At 43.8% G+C, this 22,986-nt stretch carries 22 protein-coding genes; 6 read left to right on the top strand and 16 right to left on the bottom strand.

The features are described from left to right. Window positions 1-35: 35 nt before the first annotated feature. The 6 genes from pfkA to dnaE all read right to left on the bottom strand — a co-directional run bounded on the left by pfkA (window position 36) and on the right by dnaE (window position 8,572). Window positions 36-995, bottom strand: coding sequence for a 6-phosphofructokinase (gene pfkA / locus BW986_RS02310; protein ID WP_076364752.1), 960 nt, complete (start codon window positions 993-995; stop codon window positions 36-38). Between the two features lie 279 nt (window positions 996-1,274). Continuing rightward, window positions 1,275-2,273, bottom strand: a complete 999-nt coding sequence (gene accA / locus BW986_RS02305) for an acetyl-CoA carboxylase carboxyl transferase subunit alpha (RefSeq protein ID WP_076364750.1) — start codon at window positions 2,271-2,273, stop codon at window positions 1,275-1,277. After that, window positions 2,270-3,133 carry an acetyl-CoA carboxylase, carboxyltransferase subunit beta gene (accD, locus tag BW986_RS02300; protein ID WP_076364748.1) on the bottom strand — a complete coding sequence of 288 codons (864 nt, stop codon included), beginning with the start codon at window positions 3,131-3,133 and terminating at the stop codon, window positions 2,270-2,272. The genes accA and accD overlap by 4 nt, the downstream gene beginning before the upstream one ends. Before the next feature lie 90 nt (window positions 3,134-3,223). Further along, window positions 3,224-3,853 (bottom strand): FadR/GntR family transcriptional regulator, encoded by a 630-nt coding sequence (locus BW986_RS02295; protein WP_260320599.1) that lies wholly within the window; start codon window positions 3,851-3,853, stop codon window positions 3,224-3,226. A 5-nt stretch (window positions 3,854-3,858) separates the two neighbouring features. Then, a complete protein-coding gene (ystJ, locus tag BW986_RS02290) occupies window positions 3,859-5,100 on the bottom strand; it encodes an NADP-dependent malic enzyme (protein WP_076364744.1) in 1,242 nt (413 codons plus the stop codon). A 112-nt stretch (window positions 5,101-5,212) separates the two neighbouring features. Then, window positions 5,213-8,572 (bottom strand): DNA polymerase III subunit alpha, encoded by a 3,360-nt coding sequence (gene dnaE, locus BW986_RS02285; protein ID WP_260320598.1) that lies wholly within the window; start codon window positions 8,570-8,572, stop codon window positions 5,213-5,215. Window positions 8,573-8,755: 183 nt separating this feature from the next. On the opposite strand from dnaE, the gene ytrH reads away from it, so the two are divergent. Continuing rightward, window positions 8,756-9,091, top strand: a complete 336-nt coding sequence (gene ytrH / locus BW986_RS02280; RefSeq protein ID WP_076364742.1) for a sporulation membrane protein YtrH — start codon at window positions 8,756-8,758, stop codon at window positions 9,089-9,091. Then, window positions 9,088-9,591 carry a sporulation membrane protein YtrI gene (gene ytrI, locus BW986_RS02275; protein WP_076364739.1) on the top strand — a complete coding sequence of 168 codons (504 nt, stop codon included), beginning with the start codon at window positions 9,088-9,090 and terminating at the stop codon, window positions 9,589-9,591. Before ytrH ends, ytrI begins: the two co-directional genes overlap by 4 nt. A gap of 56 nt (window positions 9,592-9,647) precedes the next feature. On the opposite strand, the gene BW986_RS02270 is transcribed toward ytrI, so the two are convergent. Then, a complete protein-coding gene (locus BW986_RS02270) occupies window positions 9,648-10,586 on the bottom strand; it encodes a DHH family phosphoesterase (RefSeq protein ID WP_076364737.1) in 939 nt (312 codons plus the stop codon). Between the two features lie 168 nt (window positions 10,587-10,754). On the opposite strand from BW986_RS02270, the gene BW986_RS02265 reads away from it, so the two are divergent. Beyond that, window positions 10,755-11,057 (top strand): YtpI family protein, encoded by a 303-nt coding sequence (locus tag BW986_RS02265; protein ID WP_076364735.1) that lies wholly within the window; start codon window positions 10,755-10,757, stop codon window positions 11,055-11,057. A gap of 27 nt (window positions 11,058-11,084) precedes the next feature. Here the strand turns inward: BW986_RS02265 and BW986_RS02260 are convergent, their stop codons facing one another. The 3 genes from BW986_RS02260 to BW986_RS02250 form a co-directional block, all read right to left on the bottom strand. Then, window positions 11,085-12,404, bottom strand: coding sequence for a DRTGG domain-containing protein (locus tag BW986_RS02260; protein WP_076366255.1), 1,320 nt, complete (start codon window positions 12,402-12,404; stop codon window positions 11,085-11,087). A 71-nt stretch (window positions 12,405-12,475) separates the two neighbouring features. Continuing rightward, entirely contained in the window at window positions 12,476-12,700 is a 225-nt protein-coding gene (locus BW986_RS02255) for a hypothetical protein (protein WP_076364733.1), read from the bottom strand. 198 nt (window positions 12,701-12,898) lie between these two features. After that, complete coding sequence (locus tag BW986_RS02250) at window positions 12,899-13,579, bottom strand: metal-dependent hydrolase (RefSeq protein ID WP_076364731.1); 681 nt, start codon at window positions 13,577-13,579, stop codon at window positions 12,899-12,901. A gap of 119 nt (window positions 13,580-13,698) precedes the next feature. Between BW986_RS02250 and BW986_RS02245 the strand changes: the two genes are divergently transcribed. Together BW986_RS02245 and BW986_RS02240 are read left to right on the top strand one after the other, a co-directional pair. After that, window positions 13,699-14,796, top strand: a complete 1,098-nt coding sequence (locus BW986_RS02245; protein ID WP_076364729.1) for a M24 family metallopeptidase — start codon at window positions 13,699-13,701, stop codon at window positions 14,794-14,796. 437 nt (window positions 14,797-15,233) lie between these two features. Beyond that, complete coding sequence (locus tag BW986_RS02240) at window positions 15,234-15,668, top strand: universal stress protein (RefSeq protein WP_076366253.1); 435 nt, start codon at window positions 15,234-15,236, stop codon at window positions 15,666-15,668. A gap of 56 nt (window positions 15,669-15,724) precedes the next feature. Here BW986_RS02240 and argH read toward each other — a convergent pair whose 3' ends face one another. Both argH and BW986_RS02230 read right to left on the bottom strand, forming a co-directional pair. Then, a complete protein-coding gene (gene argH, locus BW986_RS02235; protein ID WP_076364727.1) occupies window positions 15,725-17,104 on the bottom strand; it encodes an argininosuccinate lyase in 1,380 nt (459 codons plus the stop codon). Continuing rightward, complete coding sequence (locus tag BW986_RS02230; protein ID WP_076364725.1) at window positions 17,101-18,306, bottom strand: argininosuccinate synthase; 1,206 nt, start codon at window positions 18,304-18,306, stop codon at window positions 17,101-17,103. The genes argH and BW986_RS02230 overlap by 4 nt, the downstream gene beginning before the upstream one ends. Before the next feature lie 213 nt (window positions 18,307-18,519). On the opposite strand from BW986_RS02230, the gene BW986_RS02225 reads away from it, so the two are divergent. Continuing rightward, window positions 18,520-18,834, top strand: a complete 315-nt coding sequence (locus BW986_RS02225) for a hypothetical protein (RefSeq protein ID WP_076364723.1) — start codon at window positions 18,520-18,522, stop codon at window positions 18,832-18,834. A 59-nt stretch (window positions 18,835-18,893) separates the two neighbouring features. On the opposite strand, the gene BW986_RS02220 is transcribed toward BW986_RS02225, so the two are convergent. From BW986_RS02220 to BW986_RS02205, 4 genes are all read right to left on the bottom strand, one after another. Further along, the gene (locus tag BW986_RS02220; protein WP_076364721.1) at window positions 18,894-19,406 is read right to left on the bottom strand and encodes a MogA/MoaB family molybdenum cofactor biosynthesis protein; all 513 of its coding nucleotides are present in this window, start codon (window positions 19,404-19,406) and stop codon (window positions 18,894-18,896) included. Next, window positions 19,403-20,245, bottom strand: a complete 843-nt coding sequence (locus BW986_RS02215) for an EcsC family protein (protein ID WP_076364719.1) — start codon at window positions 20,243-20,245, stop codon at window positions 19,403-19,405. Before BW986_RS02215 ends, BW986_RS02220 begins: the two co-directional genes overlap by 4 nt. Window positions 20,246-20,452: 207 nt before the next feature. Next, entirely contained in the window at window positions 20,453-21,658 is a 1,206-nt protein-coding gene (locus BW986_RS02210) for an acetate kinase (RefSeq protein WP_076364717.1), read from the bottom strand. A gap of 177 nt (window positions 21,659-21,835) precedes the next feature. After that, on the bottom strand, window positions 21,836-22,822 hold the full coding sequence (locus tag BW986_RS02205) for a class I SAM-dependent methyltransferase (protein ID WP_076364715.1): 987 nt from the start codon (window positions 22,820-22,822) through the stop codon (window positions 21,836-21,838). Window positions 22,823-22,986 lie beyond the last annotated feature (164 nt).

The following is a 22,986-nucleotide window of genomic DNA, read 5'->3' as shown; positions in this document are numbered from 1 at the left end:
ATGTCTTCTTTAAACAATCTATCGATCAATAATGATTAAATGGATAGCTCAGCAGATAATTCATACATTTTCTTATCAATTGTATGCGGTTTAGCAAGAGCTTCGATGATATCATAATCAACGAGTTGATTTTGTTCTATCCCGACAGCCCTGCCTCCTTTTCCTTCAAGAAGCAATTCAACGGCTTTTGCTCCAAGACGGCTTGCCAATACACGGTCATTTGCCGAAGGAGATCCTCCGCGCTGAACATGGCCCAGGACCGTTACACGGGTTTCAAACCCTGCCTTTTCCTCAATTTTCCTGGAGATATCAACGGCACTTCCAACACCTTCAGCTACAATGATGATACTGTGCTTTTTCCCACGGTCATGTCCGCGGTTCAGCTTCCCAATCAGATCTTCTATATCATATTCATATTCAGGACAAAGAATCGTTTCAGCTCCGCCAGCCAATCCAGCCCAAAGTGCAATATCGCCGGCATCTCTTCCCATCACTTCAACCACATAAGTCCTTTCATGAGAAGTGGCCGTATCCCGAATTTTATCGATAGCATCGATGACTGTATTAAGGGCCGTATCGAAACCAATCGTGAAGTCCGTGCCCGGTATGTCATTATCGATCGTTCCAGGAACCCCGATACAAGGGAAGCCCCTTTCCGTTAAAGCTTTCGCTCCGCGGTATGATCCATCGCCACCAATGATGACAATGCCCTCGATACCTAGTTTATTCAATTGTTCAATCGCTTTCAGCTGGCCTTCCTCCGTCTTAAATTCCGGACAGCGAGCCGTATGTAACATCGTGCCGCCTCGATGGATGATATCCCCGACTGACCCAAGTTCAAGCTTCTTTATATTTCCATTTATCAGTCCCTGATAGCCATGATAAATTCCGAAGACCTCAATTTCATGAAAAATTGCTTTCCGGACAACCGCTCGGACTGCCGCATTCATGCCAGGAGAATCTCCTCCACTTGTCAATACACCTATTCTTTTCATAAATGTCACCTCTCTACAGCACTAATCAATTTTTAGCCTCGTTATATCATTGTACCCTTTTTCAAGCCTCAATAAGCAGGAAACTGCTTCACTTATGCTTACTTGATGTTATAAGACTAACCGATTCTCATCAGAAATTGAAGTAAAATGGCGCAAAAGTTTACATTCTACACACAAACCATATTCTTTACACGTTTCTGTAATGAATGCATATGCGCCCATGAAAGGATGAAAAAACGTGTTGCCCGAGGCAGCACGTTTTCCCTTTTGTAAATGTGATTATGAATGCTGTTCAACTTCCTTAGGTTCGCCCTCAGGCTGTTTTGCAAATTCATATTCACCGATTTTCTTGAATTTCATATAACGCTGGTTGATAAGATCATCACTATTCAATGGCAGAAGTTCATTGAATGAACGTTTTAGAATATCCTTGATGGCCTCTGCCTGTAAATTTGAATCCCGATGGGCTCCGCCCCTCACTTCAGGAATGATCTCATCGATGACTCCTAAGCGGTTTAAATCAGGAGCCGTGATTTTCATCGATTCCGCAGCTCTCTTAGCCTGAGAAGCATCCTTCCACAGCAAGGCTGCAGCACCTTCAGGGGAAATTACCGAATATGTTGAGTTCTCAAGCATGAAAATTCGGTCCCCGACGCCAAGTGCCAATGCACCGCCGCTTCCGCCTTCACCGATGACAATACTGATGACAGGCACCTTCAGCCCTGCCATTTCGAAAAGGTTCTTCGCAATGGCTTCACTTTGCCCGCGCTCTTCAGCAGCTTTACCTGGGAAAGCTCCCTTCGTATCAATGAAACAAATAATCGGACGGTTGAATTTTTCCGCCTGTTTCATCAGACGTAAAGCTTTTCGATAGCCTTCAGGATGGGGCATGCCAAAGTTACGACGGATGTTTTCCTTCGTATCCTTACCTCGCTGATGACCGATGACAGTCACGGCAAGTCCATCAAATTCTGCGATTCCAGCGACAATCGCTTCATCATCCCCATAATAACGATCACCATGAAACTCGATGAAGTCATTGAATAATAGCGGAATGTAATCAAGCGTCGTCGGACGGGCTGGATGCCGGGCAATCTGAACACGATCCCACGGTTTAAGATGGTTATAAATATCCACTTCCAGCTTCTCTAAACGCTTTTCCAATGTTTCGATTTCAGCTGTAAGGTCTACATCAGCGTCCTTCGAAATGGACTTTAGCTCTTTAATTTTATTTCTAAGGTCCGTAATGGGACGCTCGAACTCTAATTCGTAAATCATGACCATTCACCGCCCGGAGCATGGATTTTAAGGATTGTCGTCAAGGTTTCCTTCATTTCAGTGCGTTTGACGACCGCATCCAATTGGCCGTGCTTCATCAAGAATTCAGCCGTTTGGAAATCTTCAGGAAGCTCTTCATGGATTGTCTGTTCAATGATTCTTCGTCCTGCAAAACCAATAAGGGCTCCAGGTTCGGCTAGATTAATATCGCCAAGTGACGCGAAACTTGCCGAAACCCCGCCTGTAGTAGGATGGGTCATCATTGATATGATCAGTCCGCCTTCATTGCTGAATATCTTGAGTGCCGCACTTGTCTTCGCCATCTGCATCAAGCTTAAAACACCCTCCTGCATACGAGCGCCGCCTGATGCCGTAAATATGATGAACGGAATCTTCAATTCACCTGCACGTTCGATGGCACGGGTGATTTTTTCCCCAACAACGGATCCCATGCTTCCCATCCGGAAATTAGAATCCATGATGGCTGTTGAGACTTGGTACCCATTGATGCTTCCCACTCCTGTAACAACCGCCTCATTAATCTTGGCTTTCTTTCTATCTTTTTCCAATTTATCTAAGTAATCCGGAAATTCAAGCGGGTTAACTGAAATCATTTCTTTATCAAATTCATTGAAAGTGCCTTCGTCGAATAAAAATTCGATGCGCTCATGGGAAGACATCGGATGATGGTACCCGCAATGCAGACAGACTTTCTTGTTTTTCACCAATTCTTTTGTATACATGATTTTTTTACAGCCGGTGCACTTTGTCATGATTCCTTCCGGTACATCTTGTTTCTCCCGGTCTAAAGGAACCGTTGCATATTTCTTCTTAGATTTCGCAAATAGCTCTTTAAGCAAGCTTAATCCTCCCTTTACCACCAATTATCTATTATATGATACTTGGTACAAACTATATCAGAAATAAAATTAGTATCGTGTAAAAAGGTGTCACTCGTCCTTCGACATATTTCTAATTCTAATAAGATACGTTTCGATGGCTTTTTCTTCATCACGTTCGAGCAAATATGTAAGAAGTGCCAGATAATCTTCTTTTTTCACATTACCCTGTACCATCTCTGATGTTCTAGCATAGCTGTTGACAATGCGCCAAATTCTTTCCAGCAATCGATTGCGATTCAAAATGGCAATTCTTAAGAAGAAATCATCATCATGAAACTCATCCGCTTTGACCCAGACCATTAATCTTTTGATATCCTCAGCCGTAGCGAAAAAGGCGACGATCCGCAAACAGTCAATTTCAATCAGTCTTTTCGTCTCTGACAAATCTTCTTGTACTTTTTTATCTTGCAAAAAAAAGGTTCCCAGAAGCTCGACTAGCTTATGCTCCTGGAAATCCCTGATAAACGTCCCTTCACCACGCCTTGTTTCTATTAACCCTAATAGTTCTAAGGCACGCAATGCTTCACGGACAGAGGAACGGCCAACATTAAAACGATCCGATAACTCCCGTTCTGATGGGATTTTGTCTCCCGGCAGGAGGCCGTCCGCTTCAATCATGGTACGTAGGCTCTCAACGACATCGAGATAAATTTTGGATGAAGAAGTACGACCTGCCAAATTAATTATTCCTCACTTTTTCCAATGATCGCTAATTTCCTTGTTTTTTCTTTAATTTCCTCTGGATCTACATTAATCCTGGCTACTCCGGTTTCCATCGCTGCCTTGGCAACAGCAGCCGCGACGGCAGGTGCTACCCTCTCATCGAATGGAGCAGGGATGACGTAGTCTTCGTGTAACTCATGTTCCTGTATTAAACCGGCAATGGCTTGCACTGCAGCAACCTTCATTTTTTCATTGATATGAGTCGCACGTACATCCAGGGCACCACGGAAAATCCCTGGGAAAGCAAGGACGTTATTGACCTGATTCGGGAAATCCGAACGGCCTGTTCCAACAACCTTGGCACCTGCCGCTTTTGCATCTTCCGGCATGATTTCCGGATCTGGATTGGCCATCGCGAAAATGATCGCATCCCGGTTCATAGTAGAAACCATTTCTTTCGTCAATGCACCTGCAGCAGAAACACCAATAAATACATCAGCGTTTTGAATGACAGTTTCCAAAGGTCCTGAAACCCTATTTCGATTGGTCACTTTCGCCACTTGTTCTTTTGTATCATTCATACCTGTCGAACGGCCCTCATAAATGGCACCCTTCGTATCACACATGATGATGTCACGAACTCCATAGCTATAAAGCAATTTAATGATGGCAATGCCCGCAGCGCCTGCTCCATTCGCAACCACTTTAATTTCTGACATTGATTTATTAACTAGTCGTAATGCGTTCACAAGACCGGCAACAGTAACAATGGCTGTACCATGCTGATCATCATGAAAAACAGGAATATTCATTTCTTTCTTGAGTCTTTCTTCAATTTCAAAACAATTCGGTGCGGCTATGTCCTCTAAGTTCACTCCACCGAAAGTCGGTTCGAGTAATTTAACGGTCTCTACAATTTTGTCCACATCCGTCGTTTTTAAACAGATTGGGAAAGCGTCTACTCCAGCGAAACTTTTAAATAGAACGGCTTTACCTTCCATAACCGGCATGGCAGCTTCCGGACCGATGTTTCCAAGTCCCAATACAGCCGTTCCATCAGAAATAACAGCAACAGTATTCCCCTTCATTGTATAGTCATAAACGGTATCCGGCTTATCGTAAATATCTTTACACGGTTCTGCGACACCAGGAGAATAAGCCAGGCTTAAATCTACTGCATTCCTTACCGGTACTTTCGAAACTGTTTCTAATTTTCCTTGATTCAAGCGGTGCATATGTAATGCTTCTTCTCTTAATGTCATAGTTTCACTCCTAAACCAAATTGGGTAACCCATATCTTATATGCTGAAATCTAGTGGTCAGACCACAGCGGCCTGTTTTCAATATAACATAACTATTAAAGTTGTAAAACAGTTATTCTTTCTTGTAAACCACATTCCCTTTTCCGACCAAGTCAAATAATGCCTGCATCAATCTATCTGTAGGATTGACCCAATCCCAATAAGATAGCTGTACATAGCGGTTTTCCCTCTCGTAAAAAAGCATGACCTTCGTTTCACCGCTATGCTGCATTAAAATTTTTTTTATTTTTTGCAGTGTATCCTTCGTTTGCTTGCCGGCCTCGATTTTCAGGAATATCGTTCCGTTCTTTTCCTCTTTCATCTGTTTCACTTTTTCAAGCGGGTATACGTTCCTGATCAGGAGCTGTGTCTTTCCATCCCGCTCTTCCAATGTTCCTTGCAGCATAACGAGTTGTCCGTTATTCAAGTCGGCAGAGTGATTTTTATAAACATTTGGAAAAACGACCGCTTCAATATCCCCCTCTTCATCACTAACGCTCAAGAAAGCCATCACATCGCCCTTTTTTGTCCGTATGGTTTTAACCGACGTAATGTATGCGCCAAGCAACACTTTTGATTCCTTTTTATTGGTAGCTTCATCTATGGTCAAACAGCCGAAGTGCTGAAAAAGTTCCCTGTAGCTTGTCACCGGATGATTCGATAGATAAAGCCCCAATGCGCTTTTTTCCAATGAGAGTTTGTGCTCGATGGGTATAGGCTCGACCCGGTTGTATTTCGGTTTGAGTGAAAACTCGCCATCCGAAAACATATCGAAAAGGTCATCATCCGGATTGACCAATTCCGTATGATTAATCGCAACGTCCAAGCTCGCCAACAATGTTGCCCGGTCTTCACCGAATTCATCAAATGCACCTGAATGCACAAGCGCCTCCAACACTTTTCTATTTACGATTTTCCCCGAAACGCGCAAACAGAAATCGAATAAATCAGCGAACTTCTTCTGCCTCCTTGCAGCAAAGATTTCTTTCAGGACCGTACCGCCTATCCCTTTAATGGCTCCAAGGCTATAACGGATCCCTTCCTTTTCCGGTAAAAACGGGTAACCGCTCCGGTTAATCGAGGGAGTCAGAACCATTATCCCTTTCTTTTTGGCTTCACGGATATATTGCGAAATCTTTTCATCATTCCCGACGACCGATGTCAGGAGTGCTGCCATGAAATATTCCGGATGGTGGGTTTTCAAGTAACCCAGCTGATAAGCGATGAAACTATACGCCACCGCATGGCTTCGGTTGAATCCATAGTTAGCGAAGCGGACAATCAAGGAATAAATCTCATCTGCCGTTTTTTCGGAGTATCCTTGTTTCAATGAGCCGTTCACGAAATGCTGCCGCTCTTGATCCAGAACATCCTTCTTCTTCTTCGAAACGGCACGACGGAGCAGGTCTGCCTCCCCTAATGAAAACCCGGCTAAGCGGGAGGCGATTTGCATGATTTGCTCTTGATAAACGATGACCCCGTATGTAGGCTCGAGGATATCCTTCAAATCCTCGTGCAGGTAATCAATCGGAGCCAGTCCATGTTTTCGTTCGATGAACAGCGGTATATTTTCCATCGGACCTGGACGATACAGGGCATTGACCGCGACGATATCCTCGAATCGATTCGGTTTCAGCTTGATCAAAACCTTTCGGATGCCATCCGATTCAAATTGAAACACTCCGGTTGTTTCGCCTCTCCCTAAAAGAGCCAGCGTCTCGGGGTCATCCATTGGGATATGGGACAAGTCGATCTTTTTCCCCGTTCCCTTTTTGATATTATTTAAAATATTATCGATGAGCGTTAAATTGCGGAGTCCCAGAAAATCCATTTTAAGAAGTCCCAGTTCTTCGAGAAGGTCCATTGGATATTGAGTCAGATGGATGCCTTCATGCCCCCCCTGAATCGGAATATGCTCGGTCAGTGCCTGATCGCTGATGACGACGCCTGCGGCATGTGTCGAAGCATGGCGAGGCAGTCCTTCAAGCAATAAAGCGGTTTGAAAAAGTTTTTGATTCAGGTCACTCTCATTAACGAATTCCCTGAGCCTTTTCGATTCCTTGAAAGCCTCGGGAAGCGTGATGCCCAGGCGGCCTGGAATCATTTTCGATACCGCTTCCTGTTCCTTTGAATTCAAGCCGAAAACACGTCCTGTGTCCCTTAACGCAGCCTTGGCAGCCAATGTTCCGAATGTAATGATTTGTGCCACATGAAGTTCCCCGTACTTCTTCGCGACATAGGCAATCACTTCTTCACGGCGGTTATCCGGAAAGTCAATGTCGATATCCGGCATCGAGACACGTTCCGGATTCAGGAAACGCTCGAACAGCAAGGAATGTTCGATCGGATCGACATCGGTTATCGACAGCACATAAGCGACCATCGATCCGGCGGCCGACCCCCTTCCAGGACCAGTCAGGATTTGATGTTCCTTAGCGAATTTCATGAAATCCCAAACGATCAAAAAGTAATCGCTGAATTTCATCTTGGTGATGATATCCAATTCATATCGCAGGCGCTCTTCATATTGAATGGATGGCTCCGGCAACCTTTTCTTCAGCCCTTGGAAACAAATGGCTTCGAGCATTTCCTCGGCTGTGACTCCATCTTCAGTGGGGTACTTAGGAAGCAGTGAACGGTGAAATGGAATTTCCAGATTGCATTGCGCGGCAATATGCAGTGTATTTTCGAGTGCATCCGGTCTGTCATGGAATAGTTCTGCCATCCGGGCCCGGCTTTTTAAATAAAATTGATCGGATTCAAGAACCGTATGCGTCTCATCCGCCAGCTTGTCGCCATTTCCAATTGCCAATAGTACTTCTTGAGCGAGTGCATCGCTTTCATTCAAATAATAGACTGGATTCGTCGCGACAATCTTTATCTCTAAATCTCTCGCCAACTGACTTATGGCTTCGTTACCTTTTTCCTCATTCGCGATCGAAAGTCTCTGTATGGATACATAAAAGTCATCATGACCAAAAATTTGCAGGAATCGCCCCGCTGCCTGTCTGGCTTCCTCAGGATTTTCTTCTCTAAATAGCGTTTCTATTTGCCCCTCCGCACCCGGAGTGATTGCTATCAAGCCCCGGGAATAGGCTTTAAGCCAATTCATTGGAATGCCTGACGGGGATTTCGTTTTTATGGCACTGCTTATTTTAAGCAGGTTTTGATATCCTTGTAGACTTTTTGCCAATAAAAGAAGTCCATGTGGCGAATCCCGTTCATCAAGGACATCGGCAAGTATGCCGATGATCGGCTTTATACCCTGTCTCTTGCATTCTTTATAAAAATAGACCGAACCGTACATAACATTTCGATCGGTTAAAGCAAGACTTGTACAGCCATCCGCTTTCGCTTTGGCCACAAGTTCAGTGATCTTCACCGTACTTGTCAGCAGGCTGTATCCGCTCTGAATATGGAGATGAGTATACACGTTTTTTCCCCCACCTTTGTAAGGCATGTTTCTTTTCATTATAGTGTTTTTTATCAAAAAAAGAAAATATGTTCTCATTTCCAATGCAATTTAACTTCCTGATTTCCGGCGACTATCATATTACCTCTGAACTTCCCATATAAATGAAATAGAAGAATATCAATAAAAAAAGGATGATGATATATGAATGAAGCCTTTGTTCCAGCCTTCCTCAACAGCTTTTTCATATCGCTTGGCGTTTTGCTTGGCGGCTCGATAATCGGGGGCCTCGCCGCTTTTTTTACTGGACAGGCCCCGATGACGACTGTATTCCGGCTATCGGACAGCCTTCGTATTTGGGCGATCGTCGCTGCGATCGGGGGTACTTTTGATATGGTCTATAATTTCGAACGCGGTATTTTCCACGGGGAAACGAAGGATATAGTCAAGCAGGTCCTATTGATTCTATCTGCACTTGGCGGAGCACAGACCGGAGCACTGATCATAAACTGGTTCACGCAAGAGCATATTTCATCATGAGGATCCCTCCCTATCACCGGTCTCCCACCTGGCAGCGCTTCTTTGCCGGAGCCGCACTTGGCGGATTGATCAGTTGGATGATTTTCTTTTATATGCATGGTGTCCAGCAGGAGAAGCAGATCCGGACCCTTCACGAACAAAGAGAAGTGATCAAGGATTTAAACGGGAAAATCGCAATTTGGGAGCAGGATTATAAAAAATTGAACCAGAAAAACGAGGAGATATTGACGATTCAGGAAGTGGAAGTAACCATTACGAATGAAAAATACAGTCTGGATCGGCTGAGTATTGCAGAAGCCGAGGATGTGATCGAGGACGACCTTTCCTCTCTTCTCGCCAAAGATGTCGCCAGTGTCTATGATGGAAAGGTGCTTTTGAAGAAGTCCATAGAAAATAAGATCGTGACCATCAATAAAAAGCGCTATCGACTTGAAGTCGTCGAGATCATGTTTTATACGAAAATGAATATCGAAATCGAACTAAAAAGGACTACTTCTTAATACTATCCACTAAACGTAAAGACCAAATCATAGGCGATTTGGTCTTTACGTTTTTTTCATTCCGCTTTATTCAACTCTTCCATGTCGGCAAGGATATTATCCACTTCATCCCAAGAATGAATCGAAGCCCCAGCTGCAAGCGGGTGGCCTCCTCCGTTATACTTACGGGCAATCGTATTGATGATCGGTCCTTTAGAACGGAAACGGACTCTGATTTCTTTATTCTCTTCAATGAAAAAGACCCATGACTTTACATTTTTAATCGAACCGAGCGAGGAAACGAGCTGAGATGCCTCAGATGTAGAAGCCTGGAACTGTTCAAGTATATCTTTTGTGATGATCATTTTCCCTGTGCCATATGGAAGGATTTCGAAATGCTGCAGCACATAGCCATTCAACCGGACTATGCTTTCCTCGACGTCATACATTTCCTGATATAACTGCGGGCGGGAGAACGAATAGTTGATCAATTCACTGGCATGGGCAAATGTCTTTTCAGTCGTATTCTGGAATAGGAAACGACCTGTATCGCCAACAATTCCTGCATATAGAAGGCGTGCCGCTTCATCACTCATCTTCAAGCCCTGTTCTTTACCGAACTGGTAAAACTCATAAATCATTTCACTTGTTGAACTTGCCGATGTATCGACCCAACGCATATCCCCATATGGATCTTCATTAGGATGATGATCGATCTTAATCAGTTTATCACCCGTCGTGTACCTTGCATCACAAATCCGGTCCGTATTTGCGGTATCACAAACGATGACCAAGGCACCTTGATATGTTTCATCCGAAATCACATCGAGCCTTCTTAAATAATTCAATGATGGTTCTTCTTTCCCGACCGTAAAAATTCGCTTTTCGGGGAAAGATGCTTTCAGGATTTCCGCCAATCCCCCCTGTGAACCATAAGCGTCCGGATCTGGACGGACATGACGATGGAGAATGATAGTATCATAACGCTTTATATCTGCTAATATTTCAGCTTTCATATAGATCTCCCCTTAACATATGTATTATCGAGCCTTATAAAGATGATATATTTCATTTAATCAAAAAATTGGGGAAATAGGAAGACTCATCTTGTTTACTGTGGCATTCTCTTTCATTTCCCGCTACAATAAAAAGGTACATATGTTAAATTGGGGGAATTTCAAACGATGCCTATTCTTGTCACCTTGATCGTTCTTTCGCTAGGGGTCTATCTGTTTTATAAAATCAAATCGGTCCGAACCAGGATGCCGATGGAGAAAAAATGGATTTCAGGTAAGTCTTCCATTGCCCTTGGTGCGTTTGTCGCACTATTCGGAATCAATCAGCTTTTTCTGTTCCACACGACCATCACTTATATCATTGCTGCCGTTTTCATCTTCGTTGGGCTATTCAGTGTTTGGGGCGGCTATAAAATGTATAAATTTTATTTGCCGCATGCAATCGAAGAAGCTGCAAATCAAAAAGGATAATCGAATTTCGATTATCCTTTTTATTTTTCATGATCGGTCCAGCAATTGGCAAGTCAACATCGCCTTGCCGACAAGTTTGCCTTGGTTAAACACCTCGACATCCACTTTTCCGAATTTACGTCCTACATCCAGGACACGCGGATGGATTTCAAGCGTACTGTCGATCTGGACTGGCTTGATGAAGTAGATCGTCATGTTTTCCACGACCAGGTCACCGCGCTTATAGCTTCGAAGTGCACGGTTTGCCGAGTCGGTGACCAATGTCGTGAACACACCGCTTGAAATGGTTCCAAGGTAATTGGTCATCTGCGGAGTGACGCCATAGTTATACACTTCCTCGCCCTTGCCGCGATTCGAAGTCATCACAAGCTGGCTTGTGATCGTATCGTCGATCGTTTCGCCGACCTGAGGCTGCCTTTGACTCATTTGCAGTGCCTTCAGCACATCCTGCCTGCTCACGATTCCCTTTAGGATATTACTGTCATTCACGACCGGGATTAACTCAATCCCTTCCCAAACCATCATATGTGCAGAAGATGCCACACTCATTTTATCGCCTACGGTCATCGGGTTTTTCGTCATAACCTTATCAATGAGCGTCAGCTCTTCCTGTCCGATGATATCTTTTGATGTGACCATTCCTTGAACCTTCATATTATCATCGACAACAGGGAAACGGCTATGCCCGGATTCCTGATTCAGTTCATGCCAAGTCTGAACCCGGTCACCCACAGTCAAAAAGGTCGTTTCCTGTACGGGTGTCAAAATATCTTCCACCAGCAAGATTTCCTTTTTGATCAATTGGTCATAAATCGCCCGATTGATCATCGTTGCGACGGTAAACGTATCGTAACTCGTTGAGATGACTGGCATCTCCAATTCATCGGCTAACCTTTTAACGGGCTCTTCCGTATCGAATCCCCCGGTGATCAGCACCGCTGCACCCGCTTTTAACGCGTGCTCGTGGGCCTGTGTACGGTTCCCGACGATCAGCAGGTTCCCTGCCCCTGTATATCTCATCATGGCATCCAGCTTCATCGCCCCGATGACGAATTTATTTAATGTCTTATGAAGTCCCGTTTTCCCTCCAAGAACTTGTCCGTCAACAATATTGACTACTTCTGCAAAAGTGAGCTTTTCAATATTCTCTTTTTTCTTTTTCTCAATACGGATCGTGCCTACCCGCTCAATCGAGCTCACGTAGCCCTGGTTCTCCGCCTCTTTAATTGCCCGGTATGCCGTACCTTCACTAACATTCAATGCTTTCGCAATTTGACGGACGGAAATCTTTTCGCCAACAGGGAGCCCATCGATATGTTTTAATATTTGTTCATGCTTTGTAGCCAAGCGCTTCACCCTTTTCACGGTATTCCTATTCTCCATTATAAGGTCAAAGAGCCTAGTTTATCAAACAACTACTAGTATTGGCGCAACCTTTTGTATTCCTGCTTGCGTTTTACCTTTTGTTTCTTAGGAGAATATAGTATGCCCGTCAAGTTTCCAGCTACCGCCAACAATGCAAACAACAGCCAGGATCCAGCAAACAGGCTCTCCAGACCGCCACTTTCCAACGACAAACGCGGCACGGCATAATACAGCATCACACCGCATAAAAGCAAACACAGCAATAATCTCTGTTTCATCCAATCCCCCCCTTTTTTTACATCTATTCATTTTATGCCTGTGAAAGGAAAAAAGACTTGGCTGCAGAACGAGACTTTACTTTTCATTGCTGGAATCATCTGCGTAAAAGGCAATGCTGCACGGAGATCGGTCAATTCGGTCGGCTATCCCAACACGTTACACAAAAAAACGGAAGCCCATGCAGGCTCCCGATCCTATTAAAAATCTATTTCATCCCCGGCATCCATGATCAGTCCATTTCCCTCTTCAAGCAAGTCGATGAATTTGTCAGGATCTTGTTTGATGACAGGGAATGTATTGTAATGAATCGGCACGACTTGTTTGGCTTGAAGGAATTTCGCAGCAAGTGCCGCATCTTCAGGGCCCATGGTGTAATTGTCGCCGATTGGCAAGAACGCCAAGTCAATCGGATGTCGCTCCCCGATCAGTTTCATATCGGAAAATACCGCTGTATCCCCTGCATGATAGATCGTTTTCCCATCTATCATAAGCAATATGCCAGCAGGCATTCCTAAATAAATGATTTGCCCCTCTCCGTTATTGAATCCCGTTCCATGGAAAGCTGGCGTCAGTTTCACTTTTCCAAAATCGAACTCGAAAGCCCCGCCGATGCTCATCCCGTGGGTCCTAACCCCTTGAGCACCCAGGTAGTCGGCAATCTCAGCAATGCCGATGACAAGTGCATCATGCCTTTTGGCCAATTCAACCGTATCACCGACGTGGTCATTATGGCCATGTGTTAAGATGATCACATCCGGTTTCACATCTTCTACCTTCAAATCGGTCAATTCGTTTCCAGTAATGAATGGATCGATTAAAATCGTTTTACCATTCGTTTCGACTTTTACAACTGCATGTCCATGAAAAGATACTTTCATTTTTGATGCTCCCTTCCCAATACCCACTAATTTTTTAAGTAGCTTTCTTAGGCCTTTCCCATTTACTATACTTTTAAATATTGCTAAGGTAATTATATCTTATTAATGGAGGTATCGTCATGAATGAACGTTTGACAGAACTACAAAATTGGCTACAGGCCAATGAGGCTGAAGCCGCTTTACTTACATCTACAGAGAGCATCTTCTATTTGAGCGGTTTTTATAGTGATCCTCATGAAAGACTGCTAGCACTTGCCATTTTTGCAAATGCCGACCCATTCCTTGTCTGCCCGCAGATGGAAGTCCCGGATGCTAAACAGGCTGGATGGGCTGGAGATATCATCGGCTACACCGATATTGAAAATCCTTGGGAAAAAGTTAAGCAAGCAGTGAAGAATCGCGGGTTGACCATTAATACAATGGCCATTGAAAAAGAGCATATGAATGTAGAACGTTATGAAAAGGTCCAACAATACTTTGGAGCACCAAATCTCGTTTCCGCAGAAGAAAAACTTCAAAGGATGCGAATGATCAAATCGGAAGATGAAATGGTCAAAATCCGTGAAGCTTGCCGACTTGCCGACTTTGCGATCGAAGTGGGTGTCAGCGAAATTCATGAGGGTAAAACGGAAATGGAAATCCTTGCAGCGATAGAATACGAATTGAAAAAGGCAGGCGTCAGCCAAATGTCTTTTTCCACCATGGTCCTGACTGGTAAAAATGGCGCTTCCCCACATGGCACACCCGGTAATACGAAGGTTCAGCGCGGCGACCTTGTCCTATTTGACCTGGGCGTCGTTCATGAAGGGTACTGCTCTGACATCACTAGAACGGTTGCTTACGGGGATATCAATGATAAACAGGCAGAAATATATGATACTGTACTTAGAGCCCAAGAAGCTGCCGTTGCAGCCAGTAAACCTGGTGTATCCTGTTCCGAGATAGACTTGACTGCCAGAAACATCATCAGGAATAAAGGATACGGTGATTTCTTCCCGCACAGGCTCGGCCACGGACTTGGGATCAGCGTGCATGAGTATCCATCCTTGACTGAAACGAATTCCCTCGAACTTCAATCCGGAATGGTTTATACCATCGAACCTGGCATATATGTTCCGAATGTTGCCGGCGTAAGGATTGAAGATGATCTACTGATCACCGATACCGGCTGTGAAGTTTTGACCAAATTCCCTAAGAGCCTGCAAATCATAAAGTGATGATGTCTTAACCAATTAATAGATCGAACCCCGGATACCCCCGCCTTCATTTAAGACGGGGGTATCTATTATTCAAAATTCATTTCAACTAATCGGTCCGAACCAGATATCTTCTTGTGGTGAACCTTGATTCGCCTTCATTTACCCCTGACATAACCACACTATAATGGAAGAAAAATGCCAATCCTTGAAATGATTATAAATCTAATCCTTTTATTATGCTGATCTAAGAATATTAAGCTATGCATTATATTTATACGTGATTTGCATGCTTTAATATAATCATTTATTTTTTTCACATCACTTAATATGGTTAGAATCTTTTTCCAGATCATTGGCTAAAACATTCGCTAATTTGTTACAATTGAAATCAGATCCATCAGGTAAACCATAGTATAATAGGAATATAATAGAAGGAGGAGATTCACTTGAATAGTATAGATTATAAAAATATTCTTGTAGCAGTGGACGGTTCGGAAGAAGCAGAGTGGGCCCTAAAAAAGGCAATCTATTTAGCAAAACTCAGTGACGCTACCCTTGTGCTCACACATATCGTGGATACAAGGAATTTCCCAACTGTCGAAGCTTATGATATGACTATCCGTGATCACTCTGAAACCTTTGCCAATGAGCTTTTGGACAAGTATAAAACGGAAGCCATTGCATCCGGGATTGTAAAGGTCCAAACAGAAGTTGCATATGGTTCCCCTAAAGTTCAAATTCCAAGGGATTTAGCGAAAAAGCATTCGATCGATTTAATTGTATGCGGTGCAACGGGCCTTAACGCAGTCGAACGTTTCCTTATCGGCAGCGTGTCGGAAGGCATCGTTCGCCATTCCAACTGTGATGTAATGGTCGTGCGTACGAATTGATAAAAGAAAATGATATAAAAAGCTCGTTCGCCAAATTGGTGAACGAGCTTTTCCTGTTATTCACTTACCAGTTTTTCCGCCTTTTCAATCGCAAGCAAGACTTGGGCAAAACCTGTACCGCCCGCACTGTTACGGCGTTTAACTGCTTCATAAGGATTTAATGCATCATAAATATCCTGTTCAAACAACTCGGAAGCTTCCTGGAATTGTTCCATGCTTAGGTCCACTAAATAGCAGCCATTCTGGACACAGAACAATACAAGTTTCCCGACCACTTCGTGCGCCTTACGGAAAGGCATACCCTTAGAAGCTAGGTAATCAGCTAATTCCGTCGCATTCGAGAAGTCATTTTTTGTTGCTTTTTCCATTACGTCCGTTTTCACTTTCATCGTTGAGATCATGCCGGCAAATATTTTCAGTGAACCAACAATGGTCTTAACCGTATCAAAAACGCCTTCTTTATCTTCTTGCATATCTTTGTTATAAGCAAGCGGCAGTCCTTTCAAAACAGTCAATAACCCCGTTAGGTTCCCATAAACCCGTCCTGTTTTACCACGGATCAATTCCGCCATATCAGGGTTTTTCTTTTGCGGCATGATGCTGCTTCCCGTGGAAAACGCATCATCCAATTCAATGAATTGGAATTCCTGGCTTGACCAGAGAATGATTTCTTCGCTGAAACGGGATAAATGCATCATCATTGTCGCACTGTTGCTCATGAATTCAATGGCAAAATCACGATCACTCACTGCATCAAGGCTGTTTTCGTAAATCCCCTCAAACCCCAAGAGTTCCGCACTGAAGGCACGGTCAATCGGGAAAGTCGTCCCAGCTAATGCCCCGGCACCCAATGGAGAGATATTGATCCTTTTGTAACTCTCGGTGAAGCGCTGCTTATCACGCTCAAGCATCCAAAAATAAGCCATTAAATGGTGGGCAAATGAAATGGGCTGCGCACGCTGCAGATGTGTATAACCTGGAATTAGTGTTTCCACATTTTTCTTGGATTGTCCCAAAATCGCCATTTGCAAATCATTGATGAGTTCCAGAATCACTTTCGTTTGGTTCCGCATATACAGATGAAGGTCGGTTGCAACTTGGTCATTACGGCTTCTTCCTGTATGAAGCTTTCCGCCAACTGGACCGATTTCGCTTATTAGAATACTTTCCAGGTTAAGATGGATATCTTCCATCTCAACCTTAAAAGTCAATTCACCCTTCTCAGCTTTTTCCTGTAAACTTTTCAGTCCCGCAATGATCTGATCCGCATCTTCTTCAGGTAAAATGCTGCATTTCTTTAACATGGTTACATGAGCTAAACTGCCTTGAATATCTTCAAGGACAAGTTCCTGGTCAAAGGATATGGAAGCTCCAAACTCATCTACCCATTCTTCGGCAGATTTCGTGAACCTTCCTCCCCAAAGCTTGCTGCTCACACTGTCACCTTCTTGTTACTGACCATGCTGTTCACTTTCGTTGGAAGTCCCCATAATTTAATGAATCCAACTGCTGCATCATGATCGAATTCGTCAGCTTTTGTATAAGTAGCCAATTTTTCATCATATAGGGAGTACTCGGATTTTCTTCCTTCAACAATCGCATGACCTTTGAATAGTTTCACACGGACCGTACCGGTTACATTCACTTGTGTTTCTTTCAGGAATGCAGCCAAAGCTTTTTGAAGCGGAGAGAACCAAAGTCCTTCATAAATCAATTCAGTCATTTTCTTCTCGATCACCGGTTTGAAGTGAGCCAATTCTTTTACAAGCGTGATATCTTCAAGTTCTTTGTGTGCAGCTATCAATGTCATCGCACCAGGAGCTTCATAGACTTCACGCGATTTGATTCCTACTAATCTATTTTCAACGTGATCGATACGTCCAACTCCGTGCTTGCCGGCAATTTGATTCAACTCGACGATCAGATCAGCCAATTTATAGTTTTTATCATTCAATGTAACCGGCACACCTTGTTCAAAGCCAATTTCAATGATATCAGCAGTATCTGGCGTACTTTCAAGGCTTGCAGTTAAATCATATGCCTCTTCCGGCGGAGCTGCCCATGGATCTTCCAGGATTCCACATTCGTTACTTCTTCCCCAAAGGTTTTGGTCAATCGAGAATGGACTCGCCATGCCAATCGGAACGGGAATGCCATTTTTCGCTGCATATTCAATCTCCTCTTCACGAGACCATTTCCAGTCACGAACAGGTGCAAGAACTTGCAAATTAGGGTTCAATGCAGAGATGGAAACTTCGAAACGCACTTGGTCATTTCCTTTTCCCGTACAACCGTGTGCAACGGCTACCGCGTTTTCCGCTTCAGCCACTTCCACTAATTTCTTCGCGATCAGCGGACGTGATAAAGCTGATACCAATGGATATTTCCCTTCATACAAAGTATGTGCCTGAAGAGCCGTCAATGCGAATTCATCAGCGAATTCGTCCTTCGCATCAATGACATAGGAACTTACCGCACCAACAGTGATCGCTTTTTCTTTAATGAAGTCCAAATCTTTCCCTTCACCGACATCCAAGCAGCATGCCACAACTTCGTACCCTTGATCTTGTAACCATTTAATTGCAACGGAAGTATCCAAACCTCCGGAATATGCTAAAACAACTTTTTGATTATTCATTTCCATCGTCCTTTCGTGTGAATAAAAATTCATCGTTTGTTATTTTTATTCAATCTATGATTAGTACTTTATCATCTTTATTAAAGGAATACAAGGGGTATTTTAAAGATTTTGCTAAATAATCCGCTAATATTTTCAAGTAATTTACACATTGGATGCTTCCCCGAGAATATAGTAAACTAGGAGTATGATAAATCGAAAAGCGGAGGGCATATGAAAGAACTATTTATCTATGATGAACGGCTTGGCATCTCCATTCCCGATTTGAATCTGGAGTGGGATGAATATACAAAAGGCGAGCAACAGCAAATACTCGTACATTGGGAGAATATCCGGGGAAGCATCCCGGACCGCATCAAGGAACTGGAATCCACCATTAACCGAAAGCAGTTTCGGCTCTCCGACGAAAGTAATTTTGCCAAATCATGCCAGCTCAATTCCGAAATTGCGGAACTTGCTTCCATCATCAATGATTTATGGCTATGGTATCGTGCCAATCAAGGCGTAACTGAAAAGATGCATAATTAAGGTCATTTCCATGCAAAAAAAAGCCACAGTTTAAAACCGTGGCTTTTTTTGCATCCCTCTTATAATTCCTTGCGAAGTTCACCGACGACATGTCCCAATTCCGGGAGAATCAATTTATTCATCGCAAGCCTAACCGCCCCTGAAGAGCCTGGGGTGGAAAAAACCGCTTTGTTGTTCACGACTCCCGCAATCGCCCTGGATAGAATGGCGGCAGACCCGATATCCTCTTGATAGCTGAGCATTCGAAAAATCTCGCCAAAACCGGGAATTTCCTTGGTCATCAACTCTTTGACCGCCTCGATCGTCACATCCCTATTGGCGATGCCAGTGCCTCCATTTGTTAATATGACATCGACCGTACTGCTTTGGCTACCGGAAGTGACCGCATCCTGAATCGCTTTCCGCTCATCTTTAACGATTACATAATCCGTCACTTCATGCCCATTCGACTTCAGCAATTCCATCATCAGTGCTCCGCTTTTATCCGTTTCTTCATTTCGCGTATCGCTGACGGTTATCACCATGCAGCGAACTGCCTCCGTGATGGCTTTTTTATGCTTCTTGACACTCATTCTTCATCAGCCTTCTTCTCCAGTAAATAACGGAATTGATAGAACTTCTGGGCAAATTCACTGACACTCCGGGTCATTTGATAATTGGACCCGGCCCCTATGGCCATGCTGATGAATGGTATGCCCCGAACCAGTTTTTTTCGGAAAACAGTAATGGATAATGCTTTCAACAGCTGCTTCAGCGGCTGTTCCATCCAGGTAGGGTTTGTCAGTTCCTCGATTCCTAAATAAAAATAATCATCTTCTGCGGTCTGGACCTCGCGGATCAATTCTTCCCAAGCTATTCCTTGGAGCCTCTTTGGCATCGCTCCTGCATTGAATACCTTAAGGGCCAGCATCATTTCAAACGGTGTATTCACCTCAACACCATAAGACATCGCAATCAACTGTACGATCCTGACATTGATGACCGTCATGGCCGGAATATCGCTCCCTAGCAGAAGCAGGCCTCCTGATCCGCTCATCCCGCCTTGTGCAAATGAATATAAGCGATGCTTTGCGATATGCTGATTGGCTATGTAATTCAACTGATCTATCGATAAGTGATTCAAATCACTCAACGTTTCGATTTCTTCATTAAACACGCGCGCAGATGCTAATATCCGCTCTCTTGCATCTATTTGAACTTGTGAGCTCTGAACCATGGCATGCAAATGAAAAAGCCAAGTATCAAGCTTGTCAAAAAACTGTTGCTGGACGTTTTCCGGTAGCAGGGCAAACCCCTGCTCCAACCATTTATCATACAGTGCAGCCAGGTCCGTTGGCTCATATTGATAAAGTTTTTCCTGCCATTCACTAATTTCATTCCAAAGTTTCATTTCCCGGTTCGTGAATTCCATGCATCAAGCCTCCTATGTACAGAATTGGTGGATTCTACCTCAAGTATAACATAGAGGGAAGCTTTTTTAGAGATAGATGATGGCGATCCAGCGTTCAAGGGTTTGGATTGCATGGACATAAAACCATGAGAAGGCGGATTTTGAGGATGAAATTTCATGGGAAAGACCCCTTACCAGAGAGATAAGGGGATCATTATTAACAGGAAGTCATGTTTTCCAAGTTTCGCTCAAAGCTATTTTCATGGTGTCCCTGACAATCATGATTTCTTCATTAGTTGGGATGACCATGACTTTCACAGGGGAATAGGGTGCATTGATGAACGCTTCCTTACCCGTGGTGCGATTGAGATCCTTGTCCCAATATACCCCCATGAATTCAAGTCCCTCCAAGATTCGCCCCCTAATGGTTTGACTGTTTTCACCGATGCCCGCGGTAAAAATGATGCCGTCCACACCTCCCATTTTAGCCGAATAGGAGCCTATGTATTTGTGAATCCGGTCTGCGAATACTTTAAGTGCGAGTTCAGCCCGCACATTGCCTTTATCCGCTTCAATTTGAATATCACGCAGGTCGCTGGAAAAACCGGAAAGGGCCAGAATGCCGCTCTTCTTATTCAGGACATCCAGCACTTCATCTGCTGTTTTTCCCGTCTTCTCCATGATATAAGGAATCAATGCAGGGTCGATGTTCCCTGAACGCGTTCCCATAGTAACACCGGCCAATGGTGTAAATCCCATTGATGTATCAATTGATTTGCCGCCCTTTATGGCAGTAATGCTTGCACCGTTCCCTAAATGGCACGATATCAACCGAAGCTGTTCAATTGGGCGGCCAATCATTTCGGCAGCACGCTGCGATACATATTTATGTGAAGTACCATGAAACCCATACTTCCTTATTCCGTAATTTTCATAATATTCAAGGGGTAAGCTGTACAAATAGGAACCTGCTGCCATCGTTTGGTGGAAGGCAGTGTCGAATACCGCAACCGCTGGTACATCATCCAGTATTCGCCTGAAGGCTTTAATCCCGGTGATATTGGCAGGATTATGAAGGGGCGCCAACTCGGAAAGCTTTTCGATTTCCTCTATTACGTCCTCCGTAATCAAGACCGAGTCCGTGAATATCTCACCGCCATGCACCACCCGATGCCCTACGCCATCTATCTCTTCAAAGGAGCCAATGATGCGATGGTCAATCAGCTTTTTCAATAAAAGCCCTACAGCTATTTCATGATTGGGTATATCAATCGTTTCAGAAACATTTTCGCCTTCGACGCTTAAGGTAAATGCGGAATTTTTCAAGCCGATTCTTTCTACAAGACCTTTTGTAATTACTTTTTCACAAGGCATCTCAAAAAGCTGAAACTTCAATGAAGAGCTGCCCGCATTAATAGCCATGATTTTTGACATCCATCCTGCTCCTTTACTCTAAGCTAGTTCTTCCTATGTTCATCCCAACGAAACGTGCAGTGTATTGTACAATCTTATCATGGCAAGCGGATTCAACCAAATAATAATGAAAAATTGCAAATAATCACTCTTTCAGAAAAAAAGAAAGCCAATGCCTGCGGCATCAGCTTTCATTGACTATTTTTCCTCTTTAAACCAATCGTCCATCTGTTGCATGACAGACCTGGTCGCTTCAAAATCCGACAACTTCGGAAGTTGTACGAGCAATGCCTTCTTCGGAGCTTCGATACCCTCTTTTTTCTTTTGCAGGATCAGGATGCTTTTAGCAGCCGCTTCACTCTTAAACATGGAAAGCGGCAGTTGCACCATCCCTTGGATATGTGTATGCTTCTTCAGGAAATCATTGAGTTTCGGAGCTTCCTCCGAGACGAACAGGTTATTCGGGACAATGAAGAATAGGTGTCCGCCATCCTTCGCGTGTTTAACACCTTGTTCAATAAACAAATGATGTGCATACGAATGTCCCTTATCGGCCTTCAATTCATACTCAGCTGCACGCACATCATTCGGGTAATAACCAATCGGCAAATCGCTGACCACAACATCTGAAGGATCGATGAAAAGCGGCTCCAAGCTGTCCTGGTTGAAAAATTCCAGCGGGTGTTCTTGCAGGTTGGCACCTGCATATGCAAGCCTGATCAAGGTTTCATCAATCTCGACACCATATGAAGCGATGTTTTTATCAGTAAGCTGATTCAAGATCGCAAATAGTAAATTCCCCGTTCCAATGGCTGGATCGAGCATGACTATCTCTTTTTGATCCTTGGTGAATTTACCGACTAAATAGCTGACGAACATGCCGACTGCATCAGGGGTCATATGATGATTCGGCTGAACGCTCTGCTGCATGCCTTTTAAAATGGCAAGCTGATACGCTTTTCGGATTGCTTCCTTCTCATATTTCTCTGGTGAAAAATCTGCATAATGCTTCACTAACCTTTTCTTCGATACTTCACTGATTTCCTCCTGCAGGACTTTCCCTTGGAAGAAATTCTCGCCCGTTTCACCCAGGGCATCCAGATACGTACATGATAGTTCACTTTGCAATATTTGAGCTGTTTCATCAAATTCATAAAATAATTGTTCAACTGGGGTAGACTTCACTTATTAATTCCTCCTGTTTGCTTCTGTCCCTATTTTAAAGGTAAGAAGAAAGAGATACAAGCCGTACGTCCTGGTTATCATTCTTCGGTTGTTTAACCTACTGTTTTCCGATTTGAAAGTTACATATATGGACTCTCGCGGGCAACTCTTTTTTAAAAATCAGG

Origin of the sequence: Peribacillus simplex, assembly GCF_900156045.1 — a bacterium.
GTDB lineage: Bacteria > Bacillota > Bacilli > Bacillales > DSM-1321 > Peribacillus > Peribacillus simplex_D.
Note: the sequence above shows the minus strand (reverse complement) of the source record. Positions and strands in the feature narration are given on the sequence as shown.

Coding starts and splice junctions, on each gene's coding strand:
- BW986_RS02265 (WP_076364735.1), top strand. CDS start 10,755: ATGCCTATTCTTGTCACCTTGATCGTTCTTTCGCTAGGGGTCTATCTG.
- BW986_RS02225 (WP_076364723.1), top strand. CDS start 18,520: ATGAAAGAACTATTTATCTATGATGAACGGCTTGGCATCTCCATTCCC.
- ytrI (WP_076364739.1), top strand. CDS start 9,088: ATGAGGATCCCTCCCTATCACCGGTCTCCCACCTGGCAGCGCTTCTTT.
- BW986_RS02245 (WP_076364729.1), top strand. CDS start 13,699: ATGAATGAACGTTTGACAGAACTACAAAATTGGCTACAGGCCAATGAG.
- BW986_RS02215 (WP_076364719.1), bottom strand. CDS start 20,245: ATGGAATTCACGAACCGGGAAATGAAACTTTGGAATGAAATTAGTGAA.
- BW986_RS02255 (WP_076364733.1), bottom strand. CDS start 12,700: ATGAAACAGAGATTATTGCTGTGTTTGCTTTTATGCGGTGTGATGCTG.
- accA (WP_076364750.1), bottom strand. CDS start 2,273: ATGATTTACGAATTAGAGTTCGAGCGTCCCATTACGGACCTTAGAAAT.
- BW986_RS02210 (WP_076364717.1), bottom strand. CDS start 21,658: ATGTCAAAAATCATGGCTATTAATGCGGGCAGCTCTTCATTGAAGTTT.
- ytrH (WP_076364742.1), top strand. CDS start 8,756: ATGAATGAAGCCTTTGTTCCAGCCTTCCTCAACAGCTTTTTCATATCG.
- BW986_RS02230 (WP_076364725.1), bottom strand. CDS start 18,306: ATGAATAATCAAAAAGTTGTTTTAGCATATTCCGGAGGTTTGGATACT.
- ystJ (WP_076364744.1), bottom strand. CDS start 5,100: ATGACATTAAGAGAAGAAGCATTACATATGCACCGCTTGAATCAAGGA.
- BW986_RS02270 (WP_076364737.1), bottom strand. CDS start 10,586: ATGAAAGCTGAAATATTAGCAGATATAAAGCGTTATGATACTATCATT.
- BW986_RS02250 (WP_076364731.1), bottom strand. CDS start 13,579: ATGAAAGTATCTTTTCATGGACATGCAGTTGTAAAAGTCGAAACGAAT.
- BW986_RS02220 (WP_076364721.1), bottom strand. CDS start 19,406: ATGAGTGTCAAGAAGCATAAAAAAGCCATCACGGAGGCAGTTCGCTGC.
- pfkA (WP_076364752.1), bottom strand. CDS start 995: ATGAAAAGAATAGGTGTATTGACAAGTGGAGGAGATTCTCCTGGCATG.